The organism is Achromobacter aegrifaciens (assembly GCF_902859735.1).
GTDB classification, from domain to species: Bacteria; Pseudomonadota; Gammaproteobacteria; order Burkholderiales; family Burkholderiaceae_B; genus Achromobacter; species Achromobacter aegrifaciens.
The window spans coordinates 19,558-32,953 of the sequence record NZ_CADIJY010000013.1 but is presented as its reverse complement, the minus strand read 5'-3'; the positions used below and the strand labels follow the sequence as shown (position 1 = coordinate 32,953).

The following is a 13,396-nucleotide window of genomic DNA, read 5'->3' as shown; positions in this document are numbered from 1 at the left end:
TTTTGTAATGTTGCGGGGCAGGCGGGCGTACATCCGACACGATGCGGCGGTCATTGGTTATCAGGCCATCGCGTAAAAATCGCATCCTGCTCCAGCGCGCGCTTGCGCCAAGCATTGAGCAGGTCGGCCAAAGCTTCGTGGGTCAGCCCGTAAGTTTCACCCAGGCTGGAATTGCGGCCGACGAAATGCTTGTTGAGCCCGGCAGTGCCGCTGCGTTCGACCGCAGCATCGTCGAAGACAATCAGCTTGGGCACCGCGCGGCTGGCTCTGATCACGTTGAACTCGCTGGTGTCTTGCCAGCGTATTGTCCTGCCGTTCCAAACCTGTCGCGCTTGAAAGCCGTCGCGCCCCAGGCGCAGGCCGATGTCGTCCTTGGCGGCGCGCACCAGCAGCATGACCGCGCCGAGCAGAAAGAATGCGGCGCCCGGCCAGAGGATCAATTGCTTGAGAGGCGGTAGCGATTCCTGCAGCAGCATCCACAGGATCACGCCACCGAAGCCCGCGGACAGCAGCGAGAACGCCAGCAGCTTGCCTTTCGCGGCCTTGAGTTCCAGGGGGCCTGGGTACCGCGCCAGCAGTGTTGCGGCCGAGCGCGAGTCGCGCTGCAGCAGTTGCGGCCAGATCTGCAGGACGGCAGTCGCGGCGCAGACGCCGAAGAACAGCGTGACGGGAATGCCTGCATCGGCGCCGTCCCGGATCATTTGCGAGCCCAGGTAGACGAACGTCAGGCTGATCGCCAGGCAGACATAGAAGAGCAGATTCGCGAGCCGTCGACTGGGCTGGCGCTGTGCAGATGGGGTGGCGGGCGGCTGTGTCATGGAAGCTGAGTGTAGACGCCTGGTCGGCAGAGGGAGTTCATCAAGGCTGATGCCGGGCCAGCACTTCGTCGCGGGGTCCCGCATCCACCACGCGTCCGGCTTCCATCACCACGATGGTATCGAAACGGCTGAGCAGGCTGGGCCGGTGCACCGAGGCCACGATGCAAGCGGTCGGAAACGCGGCGTACATGCGGTCGAACACCCGGCCTTCGGCTTGCGGGTCGAGCGCGCTGGTGGGCTCGTCCAGCAGCAGCAAGGAGCTGCCCTGCGCAGCCAGCGCCCCGCGCGACAGGGCCAGGCGTTGGCGTTGCCCGCCGGACAGGTTGCTGCCCCGTTCATTCATCGGACTGGCGAGACCCTCGGGCATGCGTTGCAGCACTTCGTCGAACACGCCGGTATGCACGGCGGCTTGCAGCGCGGCCGCGTCGGCGGGTTCGCCGAAGGTGAGGTTTTCCTGCACGCTGGCTTCGAAGACTTCGGCTTCCTGCGGAATCAGCGTGGCCAGCGTGCGCAGTTCTGCCCAGTCCACCGGCTTGCCGTCGCGCAGCAGTTCGCCGTGTTGCGGCGGATAGAGTCCGGCAAGGGTGCGCAGCAGCGTGCTCTTGCCGCCGCCGCTGGCGCCGATCAGCGCGACGCGCGAGCCGCGCCGCAGCACCAGGTCGACGCCATGCAGGCCGCCGCGTCCTTCGTCCGAATAGCGCCAGGTGGCGCCGCGCAACTCCAGGGTCTGCCAAGGCGCGTCGGCTTGGACCGCGGGGACGGCGGCATTGGGGTTGCCCGGGGCCTGCCAGATGGGTTCGGCGCTGCTGTAGTCGGTGTGCATGCGCGCGAAGCTCTGGAAGTTGGAGGCGATGGCGCTGACCACGGACGCGGCCTGCTGGGCATACTGGTAGATCATGAAGATGGTGCCTAGCAATAGCGCCTGTCCGGGCTCGCGGTGCCGCAGCACGTACTCCACGACGAGGATCCAGGTGAGGCACATGCCCGCCAGGTCCACCACGCACCATTTCACTTCGTTGACCCACAGGGCGCGGCGCAGGGGCTTCATGACCGCCTGCAGGCGGCGGCCCAGGATCTTGCGCGAGGCGGCTTGCAGCCGCAGGCCGATCACGGTGCCGGCGTTGCTGACGAAATCGAGCAGCGCCGCGACGTAGCGGCGTTCCTGGTCGTTTTCGTCGCGGGCCAGCCGCATCAGCGCGAGGTCGAAGCGCAAGGTGACCAGGGCGATGATCAGGTAACCGCTTACGGCGATGATGCCGCTGACGTGGGACAGCAAGGTCAGCGCCACCAGCGGGCCGATGAAGTTCAAGGCGCTGTGCAGGTAGCCGTACATGCTGCGGGCAAAAGCGGCCAGTGCGCGGCTGGATTGCAATACGCGATGCTGCAGGTCGCCGGAATGCCTGCCGTCGCGCCAGGTCAACGGGGCGGCAGCGATGCGGGCATAAAGATCGTCGGCCTGCCGTTCGCGGACATGCACACCCACATTGCCTTCGAGGACGCGTCCGGGGCCATGGAATACCCAGGACATCATGTAGCTGCCAACCAGGAACAGGATCCACAAGCCGGCGGTGGGCATGTCGTTCTGCTGCAAGGCATTGATGGCGTGCGAGGCCAGCCAGGGCAGGGTCAGCTTGACCAGTTGCGCGCCCGACAGCAGCGCGATGGCGCCCATCAGCTGCCGCCGCGCGCCGTCGGCATAGTGCCAGAGCGCGCGACACAGCACGATCGCCGCGCGGCCCATGCCGACGGAGGAAGAGGGGGAAGAAGAATCAGGCTTCATCGCGTGGAGGGGAAGTCAGGGGGGGGGCACGGCATGATTATGCTATCCGACAGGCGCCGCCGCGCTCCAAAGCAAAAAGCCCCGCCAAAGGCGGGGCCAAGTGCTTGAATTCATTGGTGGCCTGGGGCGGAATCGAACCACCGACACAAGGATTTTCAATCCTCTGCTCTACCGACTGAGCTACCAGGCCAACGCGAAAGTCCGCCACTATACACAATATCCGCGTCACGTGGGCGGCGGCCCGCCATCGGGCGCCGCGCGGCGGGCTTGCGCGAGGACGGCGCCGGCTTCCGGGGAAATGCTGCGCAGGTGCAGGTCGGTCTGCGGATAGGGGATCTCGATGCCGGCCTGCGTCAGCGCCTCGTACATCCGCGACAGCATGTCGCTGCGGATGGACATCCACTGATCGAAATCCGGCGTCCAGGCGCGGATGCTGAAATCCAGCGTGCTGGCGCCAAATCCCATGAAGAGCGCGATCGGAGCCGGCTGGGTAGAGACCCCCAGGGTGCCGCGCGCCACCGAGCCCAGCAGTTCGATGGCCTGCGCCGGGTCCGTGCCGTAGGCCAGGCCCAAGTTGATCTCGATGCGGCGGTTGCGGTCCAGCATGGTCCAGTTGGTCAGTTTTTCCGACAGCAGGGTGCCGTTGGGGACCACCACGTCGGCGCCTTCGAAAGTCCTGATGCGGGTCGCGCGCATCCCGATCTCGCGTACCTGACCGGAGGTTTCGCCGATTTCCACCACATCGCCGGGCTGGATGGGACGCTCGAACATCAGGATCAGGCCCGACACGAAGTTGTTGACCACGTTCTGCAGGCCGAAGCCGATGCCCACGCCCAGGGCGCCCAGCACCAGGGCCAATTGGCTGGTCCTGACTCCGGCGGCCGACAGCGCCACTGCCAGTCCCAGCAGCAGCACCGAGTAGTAGGTCAGCGAGGCGATGCTGTTGCCCACGCCGCGCGGCAGCGGCATGCGCGCCAGCACTTCGTCGTGCAGCACCAGGCGGATCGCGCGCGCGGCCCAGAACGCGATCAGCACCGAGATCGCGAACACCAGGATGTTGCCCAGGCTGATGGTGATGTCGCCGAGCGCCAGCGTGTACGAAAGCACCTTCGTGGTGAAGGCGTAGGTCGCGCGCAGGATGCGGAAACGGTCCATCGTGTAGATGGCCCACCCCGCGACCGCGCTGGCCATCACCAGGCGGATCAACAATTGCACCAGCGGAGGAGCATGCTCGCGCGCGATGCGAAAGCGCGACACGCCGGGCCGCGCCAGCATCAGTTGCAGCAGGGTGACGATGATGGTGACCCCGGCGTAGAGCATCAGCCCGAAATAGCCGCTGCTGATGACGGCGCTGGTCAGCATCTCGGCCATCGACAGGTTGCCGATCAGGTTGGCGACGCCGGCAATGGCCAGCAGCGCCACCGCGGCCCAGGCGCCGATGCGCACGGCCCGGTGCAGCCGGCCGGGAGCCTGGGCAGCGCTGCCGCGGCGCTTGGCCCGGGCATGCAGCCACAGCGCCGTGGCCAGGGCCAGCAGGGTGATGACGAGGTTGTGCAGCCGGTACAGCGTTTCGCTGGCCAGGAAGAAAATGCCCAGCCGCTCGGCCAGATACAGGCCGGTGATGGCATAGGGCCACAGGTCCAACTGCTCGCGCGCGGTTGGCGGCAGCAGGCGCAGTACCGGGACGACCGCCAGCAGCAGGGCGATCTGCAGCACGATCAGCGGCGCGTCCGACTCCAGCAGCTGCACGCCCATCATGGCCAGCAGCAGCCAGGCTGACAGCGGGCGCCCAAGCACCCGCGCGGCCGTCTCGCTCATTTCGCCGGCCCGGATCGCGTGGCGGCTGTGCCAGGCCAGCCATAGCAACAGGGGTAGCAGCACCACTTGCAGCACGTGCAGGGCGAGCTGGTTGCCGGTATCGGCCGCCGCGTACTGGCGGGCGAAGCGCAATTCCATGTCCAGGCCGCTGCGCAGGTAGGCCTTTGCATCGCTGCGGGCGGTGGGCGTGAAGGTGGCGGCCCACAGCGGCGGTCCGTCCAGTTCGAGCAGGCGGGCATCGATGTAACGGATGGCGTCGGCCACCGAGCGCTGTCCGGCCTGGATGCGCTCTTCGACGGAGTTGGCGCGTTGGCCCAGCGCAATCTGGCGGCCCAGCGGCACCGATAACGCCTGTTCGGCCCGAGCCAATTGCGCGATGACCGAGTCCATCCGCGCGGTCAGGGCCGGCGGCAGATCGGCGGCGCCGGGGGCTCCCTTGAGCGCCTGCCAGGCTTCGCGGCGGCGCGCCAGCTCAGCGGCATCGCTGGCGTAGGCGGCGGTCGCCTGGCGCATGTCCTCCTGCCAGTCGGCGAAACGTCTCGCATCGAACATCCAGTGCCGCTCCAGGCTTTCCAGCCGCATGATCGGCAGGGTGCGCAATTGGGCCGGCAGGAATTGCTGGAGCTTTTCGTCCACGGACCGGGAAATCGATTCCAGGCGCGGCGCCAGCGAGTCGGTGGGGTCGGCCCCCGTGATGCGCTCCATGACGCTTTCGGCATAGCGGTGGTCGGTGTCCGCGCGCAGCGGGATCTCTGCCACCAGGATCGCGTGGGCTTGCGTGGAAGCCGGGGCGGGGGAGGCCGGCGCCGGCGCGGCGCCCTGCGCGTAGGGAGAACCGAGCAGGCTGGCCAGCAGTGCAATCAGACCGAAAAGCGCTTTTGCTCTTGCTGTTGCTTGGGCGCGCATGTCGCGGCTCCGGTGGATGGATGCGGCGGGCTACAAAAAAAATGGCGTCTTACGATATCGCGGAAGCGCGCTTGAGGGAAAGGGCCGTCCGGAAAGCAAAAAGCCCAGCCCATAAGGGCTGGGCTTTTTTTGGCCTCGGATAGAAGGTAGGACACTCGCACAAAAACTGTCTCGTCGGTGATATTCGCTATTCGCGAATAGCGAATATCACCCTGAGATGGAACTAAAACCCCAAGACCTGCTGGTATTGCTAAAGGTGGCCGCCCATCCGCCGCAGCGCTGGACTTATGCCGCGCTGGGCGCAGCGCTGTCCATGAGCGCTTCGGAAACCCATGCGAGCGTGAAGCGTTCCGTGGCTTCGGGCTTGGCGGTGGCGCCGGCACGCGGCCAATGGTCACCGGTACGTGCCAACCTTCTAGAGTTTGTCGTGTACGGCGTGCGCTACGTCTGGCCGGCCACACTGGGCCCGGTCAAGAGTGGCGTCCCGATAGCTGTCGGCAGCGACCCCCTGGCCAGCCAATTGACGGCAGCTCCAGGAGAGGCGCCCGTCTGGGCATACCCCACGGGCTCATCAAAAGGGCCCACGCTTTCGCCGCTCTACCGCACAACACCGCAGGCTGCTCTATCGGACCCGGCGCTGCACCGCCTGCTCGCGTTGTTGGATGCCTTGCGCACCGGGCGCGCCCGCGAGCGTGAGCTTGTCACCAAACTTGGAGCTTTCGCCAGCCGAGGGGGCGGCGACTTCATGAACAGCCATGACCTGGAAGATGTGTTGAACATCATCGATGGACGTGGGGAACTGGGCGCAGAACTGGCCGTCGCGACAGACCAAAGCAAAAAGCCCCGCTTTCGCGGGGCTAAGTGCTTGAATCTTTTGGTGGCCTGGGGCGGAATCGAACCACCGACACAAGGATTTTCAATCCTCTGCTCTACCGACTGAGCTACCAGGCCAACGAAGTCCGCAACTATACACAATTTTTGAGGCTTGCGCCAGTCGGAGGAGAAAATCCTGAGATATGTCGTTTCCCGGCCGGGCCGCCGCATGAATCATGGGCTGACTGTTGGTCAGACGGCACGAAAGGTGCGACCCAGGGTCGCGCCCCGGGGGTGAAATGGCCTGGGGATACCCCGCAGGGGTATAATGATTAGCGGTCTGACGCTGCTCCAGGTTTGAATATCCCGGTGCGGCGCCTCGTTCTTAGTGGCAGTACTTAACGCTTACGCGCGGATGGCCCGGCCATCCTTCCCACATGTCGGTAGCTGTCCTTGCCTTCGGTCTGAATCACACGTCCGCGCCGGTTTCGGTCCGCGAGCGTGTTTCCATGCCCGTCGATCTGGTGAAGCCCGCGCTGGAAGGCCTGCGCTCGGCATTCGGCGGCTCGGTCCGCGAAGCCGCCATCCTGTCCACCTGTAACCGCACCGAAATCTATTGCGCCGCCGACGGCCACGTGGCCGATCAATTGCCCGCCTGGCTGGCTGATTACAACCGCCTGGACGCCGGCACGCTGCGCCCGCATCTATACCGCCATCATCAGGACGACGCCGTGCGCCACGCTTTCCGCGTGGCCAGCGGCCTGGATTCCATGGTGCTGGGCGAAACCCAGATCGTGGGCCAGATGAAGGACGCCGTGCGCGCGGCCGGCGAAGCCGGCTCGCTGGGCACCTTGCTGCACCAGATGTTCCAGCGCACCTTCTCGGTGGCCAAGGAAGTCCGGTCGCAGACCGCCATCGGCGCGCAGTCGGTGTCCATGGCCGCCGCCGCGGTGCGCCTGGCCGAACGCGTGTTCGGCAATCTGGACCAGGCCCGCACGCTGTTCATCGGCGCGGGCGAAATGATCGAATTGTGCGCCACGCACTTCGCCGCGCAGCGTCCGCGCAGCATGGTGGTGGCCAACCGCACGGCCGAACGCGCCGAGGTCCTGGCCAACCGCTTTGCCGCCAGCACCATGAAGCTGTCGGACCTGACCGACCGTCTGTCCGAGTTCGACGTCATCGTTTCCTGTACGGCAAGCTCCCTGCCCATCCTCGGTTTGGGGATGGTGGAACGGGCCACGCGCCTGCGCCGCCACCGCCCCATGGTCATGATCGACCTGGCCGTGCCGCGCGACATCGAACCCGAGGTCGGCCGCCTGGACGACGTCTATCTGTATTCGGTGGACGACCTGGGCCGGCTGGTGCAGACCGGCACGGACGCGCGCCGCGCGGCCGTGGTGCAGGCCGAAGCCATCATCGAAACCCGCGTCCAGGGCTTCATGCACTGGATGCAGTCCCGCGAAGTGGTGCCCGTCATCCGCGACCTGCACCAGGCCGCCGAGGACGTGCGCAGCGCCGAGCTGGAACGGGCCCGCCGCCTGCTGGCGCGGGGCGAATCGCCGGAAGCCGTGCTGGAACAACTGGCCCACGGCCTGACTCAAAAGTACCTGCACGGCCCGCTGGCGGCCCTGAACCGCAGCGAAGGCGACGACCGCAAGCAATTGCTTGCCTGGATGCCGCGCCTGTTCCCCGGCCGCGACTCCCGCCGTTAGCGACTCTGCCCCACGTCCCGCCTCCTGGCGGGCGTTCGTCTTTTGGGCGCCCGCTATCCGCTTTCCCGCTTTTCTTTTTGGTCATTCCCCATGAAATCTTCCATGCGCAGCCGGCTGGAGCACCTGTGTCACCGCCTGATCGAGGTCGACGCGCTGCTCGCCGAACCGGAAACCGCGTCCGACATGGACCGTTTCCGCAAGCTCTCGCGTGAACGCGCTGAACTGGAACCCGTGGTCGAAGCTTTCACCGCCTTTGCCCGCACCGAGGATGATCTGGCCGCGGCGCAAGAAATGCTGTCCGACCCGGACCTGAAATCCATGGCCGAGGACGAGATCAAGTCCGGCCGCGTCAAGCTCGAGGAACTGGAAGGCGCATTGCAGTTGCTGCTGCTGCCGCGCGACCCCAACGACGGGCGCAGCGTGTTCCTGGAAATTCGCGCCGGCACGGGCGGCGATGAAAGCGCGCTGTTCTCGGGCGACCTGCTGCGCATGTATACGCGCTACGCGGAACAGCGCGGCTGGCGCGTGGAACTGATGTCCGAAAGCGCATCCGAGCTGGGCGGCTACAAGGAAGTGATCGCACGCATCGACGGCGATGGCGCCTATGGCCGCCTGAAATTCGAGTCCGGCGCGCACCGCGTGCAGCGCGTGCCTGCCACCGAGGCGCAGGGCCGCATCCACACCTCCGCCTGCACGGTGGCCATCATGGCTGAAGCGGACGAGATGTCGGAAATCGTCATAAACCCCAGCGACCTGCGCATCGACACCTTCCGCGCCAGCGGCGCGGGCGGCCAGCACATCAACAAGACCGATTCGGCGGTGCGCATTACCCACTTGCCGACGGGGCTGGTGGTGGAATGCCAGGATGACCGGTCCCAGCATCGCAACAAGGACAAGGCCATGCAGGTGTTGGCCGCGCGCCTGAAGGACAAGGAAACCCGCGAACGGCAGAGCAAGGAAGCCGCCGAGCGCAAGAGCCTGATCGGTTCGGGCGATCGCTCCGAGCGCATCCGCACCTACAACTTCCCGCAGGGCCGCGTGACCGACCACCGCATCAACCTGACGCTGTACAAGCTGCAGCAGATCATGGAAGGCGATCTGGAAGAGCTGACCGGCGCCTTGATCTCCGAACACCAGGCCGAGCAGCTGGCGGCCCTGGGCGACGACATCTGAGCCCGGCCATGACGCCGCCCCAGCTGAAAAGCCTGCTGCTCGACACGCGCCTGCCCCGCCTGGAGGTGCGCATGCTGCTGGAGCACGTGCTGGCCAAGCCGCGCGCCTGGCTGCTGGCGCACGATACCGACCCCTTGCTGCCTGAAACGGCCGCGGCCTACGAGGCCCTGGCCCAGCGGCGCCTGGCCGGGGAACCCATGGCCTATCTGCTGGGCCACCGCGAATTCATGGGTCACCGCTTCCGCGTGACCCCGGACGTGCTGATTCCGCGCCCGGACACCGAGGTGCTGGTGGAGACCGCGCTGGAATGCCTGGCCGGCCTGGCCGCGCCCGCGGTGCTGGACCTGGGCACAGGCAGCGGCGCGATCGCCATTTCGATTGCGCTGGCGCGCCGCGACGCCCGGGTGATGGCGTCCGACGTCAGCTCCGCCGCGCTGGCGGTCGCCGCCGGCAACGCCTGGGACCTGGCCGCATCCGTGCGCCTGGTCGAAGGCAGCTGGTACGAGGCCGTGCCAGCCGGCGAGGGCTTCGACCTGATCGTGTCCAATCCGCCCTATGTGGCCTGCGACGACCCGCACCTGGACCAGGGCGACGTGCGCTTCGAGCCGCGCGGGGCGCTGACCGACGGCGCGGGCGGTCTGGAAGACCTGGCCCGCATCGTCCAGGGCGCCGGCCGTCACCTGAAACGGGGGGGATCCCTGTGGATGGAGCATGGCTGGGACCAGGCACAAGCCGTGCGGGGCCTGCTGGCCGCGGCCGGATTCCAGGACGTGCACAGCCGCCAGGACCTGGCCGGCATCGAGCGTATTTCCGGCGGCCGGCTGCCCGCCTGACCGCATTCCCGGCGGGACGCCCGGGGTATCCGGGCGAATTTTCCCGCTGTACCTATAATTGGCGTATTCCGTTATGCCTGTCCAAGAGACCACCATGAGCGACGTTCAAGAATTCATCCGCGAAACCGTGACCCAGCACCCCGTCGTGCTGTTCATGAAGGGCACCGCCCAGTTCCCGCAATGCGGCTTTTCCGGCAAGGCCATTCAGATCCTGAAGGGCTGTGGCGTGAAGAAGCTGGTCACCGTCAATGTGCTGGAGGACGACGAAGTCCGCCAGGGCATCAAGGAATTCTCCAACTGGCCCACCATTCCGCAGCTGTACGTGGCCGGCGAATTCATCGGCGGCTCGGACATCATGAACGAGATGAACGAATCCGGCGAACTGAAGACGCTGCTGGACCAGTCCGGCGCAACGGCCTGATCAGCCCATGCGGCGACTGGTCATCGGCATCACGGGCGCCACGGGCTCCCTGTACGCCGTGCGCATGCTGCAGGCATTGCGCGGCGTGGACGATGTCGAAACGCATCTGGTGGTGTCGGCCTCCGGCGTGCTGAACATCAAGCACGAGCTGGACGTCAGCCGCCATGATGTCTATGCCCTGGCCGACCACGTGCACAGCGTGCGCGACGTGGGCGCTACGCTAGCCAGCGGCGCGTTCCAGACGGCCGGCATGGTCATCGTGCCGTGCTCCATGCGCACGCTGGCGGCCGTGGCCCACGGCCTGTCGGATAACCTGATTACCCGCGCCGCCGACGTGACCCTCAAGGAGCGCCGGCGCCTGGTGATGATGGTGCGCGAGACGCCCTTCAACCTGGCGCACCTGCGCAACATGACTGCCGTCACCGAAATGGGCGGCATCGTGTTTCCGCCGCTGCCCGCGTTTTACCACCGGCCCGCCTCCATCGAAGAGATGGTGGACCATACCGTGGCGCGGGTGCTGGAGCTGTTCGACATCATCGTGCCCGGACCGCATTGGGAAGGCATGAAGTAGCGATCGCCGCATCAAAAAAAAGAGCTCCAGGTCTGGAGCTCTTTTCATTTGCGCGATGGCGCCGGGTTGCTGGCGATTACACCGTTGCGATCGGCGTGACCGGCGATCCGATTGCATGCGGCAGGCGCAGGGGCGGGGCGGTCAGCATGAAGTGGTGCCGGCCGTTGGCGTGCAGCCAGTCCGCCAGGTCCTTCAGGTACCAGAGTTCCGCCAGCGGCAGTCCCAGCTTGAACAGGCAATGGTGGTGCAGCGGCAGCATGGCGCGCGGGCCGGTCTTCTCGCGCGCGGGGTAGGCTTCCACGGCGTAGTTGTCGGCGCAGATGGCGGCGATGCCGCTGTCCGTGATCCATTGCAGCAGCGCCTGGTCGGTGCCGTCCAGCGCGGCGCCGTAGGTGTGCAGCGTCTCGGCGTCGGGCGTGCCGTTCATGGCGACCACCGCTTCGGCGTAGCCGGTGCGCAGCACCAGCATGTCGCCGGTTTCGACGCTGATGCCGTCCGTCTTCAGTACATGCATCAGTTCGGCATGGCCGATCAGTGTGCGGCCGGGGCCATAGTGGCGCAACAGGTCCACCAGCACGCCGCGGCCCTGCATGCCCTTCTGCGCCAGGTTTTCCACGCCCAGCTTCAGCGCCGCCGACGGGCCGCCGCTGTTGCAGCCGCAGCCGGTATGGTCGCCGTCGGCCGGGCCGACGACGTCCACGCCGGCCTGGTAGCCGTTGTAGTAGCGCAGTTCGGGCTTGCCGTCGCCGTCGGCGTCGAACAAGGCGCCCACGTGGGCCAGCGCGTCCCATTGCGTCGAATACTGCATCGACAGCAGCACCTGGTCATCGCTCAGCACGTCCACCGCGTCCGGGTTGACGTTGCGCAGCGGGAAGTTCAGGTAGGGCGTGTCCGCCAGGCGCGTGGGGCTCAGTTGCGGCGGATGACGGCGCGGGTTGAGCACGTTGCCGCCGGGCAGGTCCAGCGGCAGCGACAGGCAGAAGGTCTTGCCGGCGCGGATTTCACGCGCGCCTTTCAGGACTTGTTCTTCGGTAATGAGGTTCAGGCGGCCGAGTTGGTCGTCGTGCCCGAAGTCGCCCCAGTTGGAGCCTTCGGGCCGGTTTTTCCAGCGCTGCATGCCGCTTACCCCTTCAGGAAGTCGACGACCGTGCGGGTGAAGACTTCGGGTTGCTCCCAGTTCGAGATATGGGAGGTGTTCATTTCGAAGTAGCGCGCGCCGGGGATGGCCTCAGCCAGTTCACGGCCCTGGGCCGGGGTGGCGGCCAGGTCGTGCGTGCTGCTGATGACCAGCGTGGGCGCCTTGATCGAGGCCACTTGTTCGCGGAAGTCGGCGTCGCGCAGCGCGGCGCAGTTGCCCGAGTAGCCAGCGTCCGCCGTGCGTCGCAGCATGTCGATCAGCACCTGGGTCAGGCCAGGCTCGGCCGCGCGGTAGCTGTCGGTAAGCCAGCGTTCGACCAGCGTGGGCGCCATCTTTTCCAGGGTCTGTTCGGCGACCGCGGCGATGCGGGCGCTCCAGCCTTCGGCCGAGCCGATGCGCGCGGCGGTGTTGCAGAGGATCAGCTTGTCCAGCAGTTCGGGACGCGCCAGCGCCAGCCACAGGCCGGTGGGGCCGCCCATCGACAGGCCGCAGAAGTGCGCGCGCTTGATGTTCAGGTGCGCCAGCAGTTCGGCGACGTCGTTGCCCAGCTGCTCGAAGCTGTATTCGCCCTCGGGGATCGACGACTTGCCGTGGCCGCGGGTGTCGTAGCGCAGCACGCGGAAGTGCTTGCTCAGTTCGGGAATCTGGCGGGCCCACATGTCGGAGCAGGTGCCCAGCGAGTTGGAGAGCACGAGCACCGGCGCGTCGGCGGGGCCATCGATGACGTAGTACAGCCGTGCCTGGCTGAGATCGGCGTAAGACATGCGGGTTTATTCCTTGCGTTTACAGGTGGCAGACGCCGTCGACATAGGCCTTGCGCCAGCGCGTGATGGTCACGCGCTCGAACAGATTGGCCTGGGAGAACGGGTCGGCGTCGATGAACTGCTGCGCGGCTTCGCGCGTTTCCAGGGCCACGATGTAGAGGCCGCCGCCGGCGTCCTTGCCGTCGTCCTGCAGCTTGGCGCCGCAGGCCAGCAGCAGCTGCTTGTTCGCGTCCAGGTATTCCAGGTGCGCGGCGCGATGCTGCTGGCGCACTTCCTGGTGGCCGGGCTTGTCGAAGGTTTCGATGATGTAGGGCATCAGCCGCTCCTGGTCAGATTGCCGAGGGGTGGCGCGCCAGCGCCGTGACGTTGATGTCCATGTACGGGAACAGCGGCAGCGAGGACAGCAGCGTGTGCAGCTCGTCGTTGCTTTCGACGTCGAAGATGCTGACGTTGGCGTAGCGGCCGGCCACGCGCCACAGGTTCTTCCACTTGCCGTCGCGCTGCAGCTGCTGCGCCAGGGCCTTTTCGTCGGCCTTCAGCTTGTCGGCGCGGTCGGCGGGCATGTCGACGGGAAGATTGACTTGCATTTGAACCATGAACAACATGATGACTCTCTCCTGTAAAGCCGCTCCGGCGATGCCGGAGCGCG

General features: G+C 66.4%; 12 protein-coding genes and 2 tRNA genes. 5 read left to right on the top strand and 9 right to left on the bottom strand.

The genetic code is table 11. The features are described from left to right. Positions 1-50 precede the first annotated feature (50 nt). The 5 genes from HV766_RS24920 to HV766_RS24900 all read right to left on the bottom strand — a co-directional run bounded on the left by HV766_RS24920 (position 51) and on the right by HV766_RS24900 (position 6,273). Positions 51-818, bottom strand: a complete 768-nt coding sequence (locus HV766_RS24920; protein ID WP_156337434.1) for a hypothetical protein — start codon at positions 816-818, stop codon at positions 51-53. A gap of 40 nt (positions 819-858) precedes the next feature. Beyond that, entirely contained in the window at positions 859-2,598 is a 1,740-nt protein-coding gene (locus tag HV766_RS24915) for an ATP-binding cassette domain-containing protein (RefSeq protein ID WP_225589056.1), read from the bottom strand. Positions 2,599-2,712: 114 nt separating this feature from the next. Then, a tRNA-Phe gene (locus HV766_RS24910) sits at positions 2,713-2,788 on the bottom strand. 35 nt (positions 2,789-2,823) lie between these two features. Beyond that, a complete protein-coding gene (locus HV766_RS24905) occupies positions 2,824-5,322 on the bottom strand; it encodes a mechanosensitive ion channel family protein (protein ID WP_175182019.1) in 2,499 nt (832 codons plus the stop codon). An 875-nt stretch (positions 5,323-6,197) separates the two neighbouring features. Continuing rightward, a tRNA-Phe gene (locus HV766_RS24900) sits at positions 6,198-6,273 on the bottom strand. A gap of 299 nt (positions 6,274-6,572) precedes the next feature. On the opposite strand from HV766_RS24900, the gene hemA reads away from it, so the two are divergent. From hemA to HV766_RS24875, 5 genes are all read left to right on the top strand, one after another. Beyond that, positions 6,573-7,847 (top strand): glutamyl-tRNA reductase, encoded by a 1,275-nt coding sequence (gene hemA / locus HV766_RS24895; protein WP_042796220.1) that lies wholly within the window; start codon positions 6,573-6,575, stop codon positions 7,845-7,847. A 90-nt stretch (positions 7,848-7,937) separates the two neighbouring features. Beyond that, positions 7,938-9,020 carry a peptide chain release factor 1 gene (gene prfA, locus HV766_RS24890; RefSeq protein ID WP_054457628.1) on the top strand — a complete coding sequence of 361 codons (1,083 nt, stop codon included), beginning with the start codon at positions 7,938-7,940 and terminating at the stop codon, positions 9,018-9,020. Between the two features lie 8 nt (positions 9,021-9,028). Next, entirely contained in the window at positions 9,029-9,853 is an 825-nt protein-coding gene (gene prmC, locus HV766_RS24885; RefSeq protein ID WP_054457627.1) for a peptide chain release factor N(5)-glutamine methyltransferase, read from the top strand. 94 nt (positions 9,854-9,947) lie between these two features. Beyond that, positions 9,948-10,274, top strand: a complete 327-nt coding sequence (grxD, locus tag HV766_RS24880) for a Grx4 family monothiol glutaredoxin (protein WP_042797530.1) — start codon at positions 9,948-9,950, stop codon at positions 10,272-10,274. Positions 10,275-10,281: 7 nt separating this feature from the next. Continuing rightward, on the top strand, positions 10,282-10,845 hold the full coding sequence (locus tag HV766_RS24875; RefSeq protein ID WP_054457626.1) for a UbiX family flavin prenyltransferase: 564 nt from the start codon (positions 10,282-10,284) through the stop codon (positions 10,843-10,845). Between the two features lie 76 nt (positions 10,846-10,921). Here HV766_RS24875 and HV766_RS24870 read toward each other — a convergent pair whose 3' ends face one another. From HV766_RS24870 to catC, 4 genes are read right to left on the bottom strand one after another with little or no spacing between them, the layout of a single operon-like run. After that, positions 10,922-11,962: a cyclase family protein gene (locus HV766_RS24870; protein WP_088159054.1), complete on the bottom strand. Its 1,041-nt coding sequence runs from the start codon at positions 11,960-11,962 to the stop codon at positions 10,922-10,924. A 5-nt stretch (positions 11,963-11,967) separates the two neighbouring features. Continuing rightward, the gene (gene pcaD / locus HV766_RS24865; RefSeq protein ID WP_175182018.1) at positions 11,968-12,747 is read right to left on the bottom strand and encodes a 3-oxoadipate enol-lactonase; all 780 of its coding nucleotides are present in this window, start codon (positions 12,745-12,747) and stop codon (positions 11,968-11,970) included. 19 nt (positions 12,748-12,766) lie between these two features. After that, positions 12,767-13,063 (bottom strand): YciI family protein, encoded by a 297-nt coding sequence (locus HV766_RS24860; protein WP_054459424.1) that lies wholly within the window; start codon positions 13,061-13,063, stop codon positions 12,767-12,769. Positions 13,064-13,076: 13 nt separating this feature from the next. After that, positions 13,077-13,352, bottom strand: a complete 276-nt coding sequence (catC, locus tag HV766_RS24855) for a muconolactone Delta-isomerase (RefSeq protein ID WP_043546701.1) — start codon at positions 13,350-13,352, stop codon at positions 13,077-13,079. Positions 13,353-13,396: the final 44 nt, after the last annotated feature.

Coding starts and splice junctions, on each gene's coding strand:
- HV766_RS24920 (WP_156337434.1), bottom strand. CDS start 818: ATGACACAGCCGCCCGCCACCCCATCTGCACAGCGCCAGCCCAGTCGA.
- HV766_RS24915 (WP_225589056.1), bottom strand. CDS start 2,598: ATGAAGCCTGATTCTTCTTCCCCCTCTTCCTCCGTCGGCATGGGCCGC.
- HV766_RS24905 (WP_175182019.1), bottom strand. CDS start 5,322: ATGCGCGCCCAAGCAACAGCAAGAGCAAAAGCGCTTTTCGGTCTGATT.
- hemA (WP_042796220.1), top strand. CDS start 6,573: ATGTCGGTAGCTGTCCTTGCCTTCGGTCTGAATCACACGTCCGCGCCG.
- prfA (WP_054457628.1), top strand. CDS start 7,938: ATGAAATCTTCCATGCGCAGCCGGCTGGAGCACCTGTGTCACCGCCTG.
- prmC (WP_054457627.1), top strand. CDS start 9,029: ATGACGCCGCCCCAGCTGAAAAGCCTGCTGCTCGACACGCGCCTGCCC.
- grxD (WP_042797530.1), top strand. CDS start 9,948: ATGAGCGACGTTCAAGAATTCATCCGCGAAACCGTGACCCAGCACCCC.
- HV766_RS24875 (WP_054457626.1), top strand. CDS start 10,282: ATGCGGCGACTGGTCATCGGCATCACGGGCGCCACGGGCTCCCTGTAC.
- HV766_RS24870 (WP_088159054.1), bottom strand. CDS start 11,962: ATGCAGCGCTGGAAAAACCGGCCCGAAGGCTCCAACTGGGGCGACTTC.
- pcaD (WP_175182018.1), bottom strand. CDS start 12,747: ATGTCTTACGCCGATCTCAGCCAGGCACGGCTGTACTACGTCATCGAT.
- HV766_RS24860 (WP_054459424.1), bottom strand. CDS start 13,063: ATGCCCTACATCATCGAAACCTTCGACAAGCCCGGCCACCAGGAAGTG.
- catC (WP_043546701.1), bottom strand. CDS start 13,352: ATGTTGTTCATGGTTCAAATGCAAGTCAATCTTCCCGTCGACATGCCC.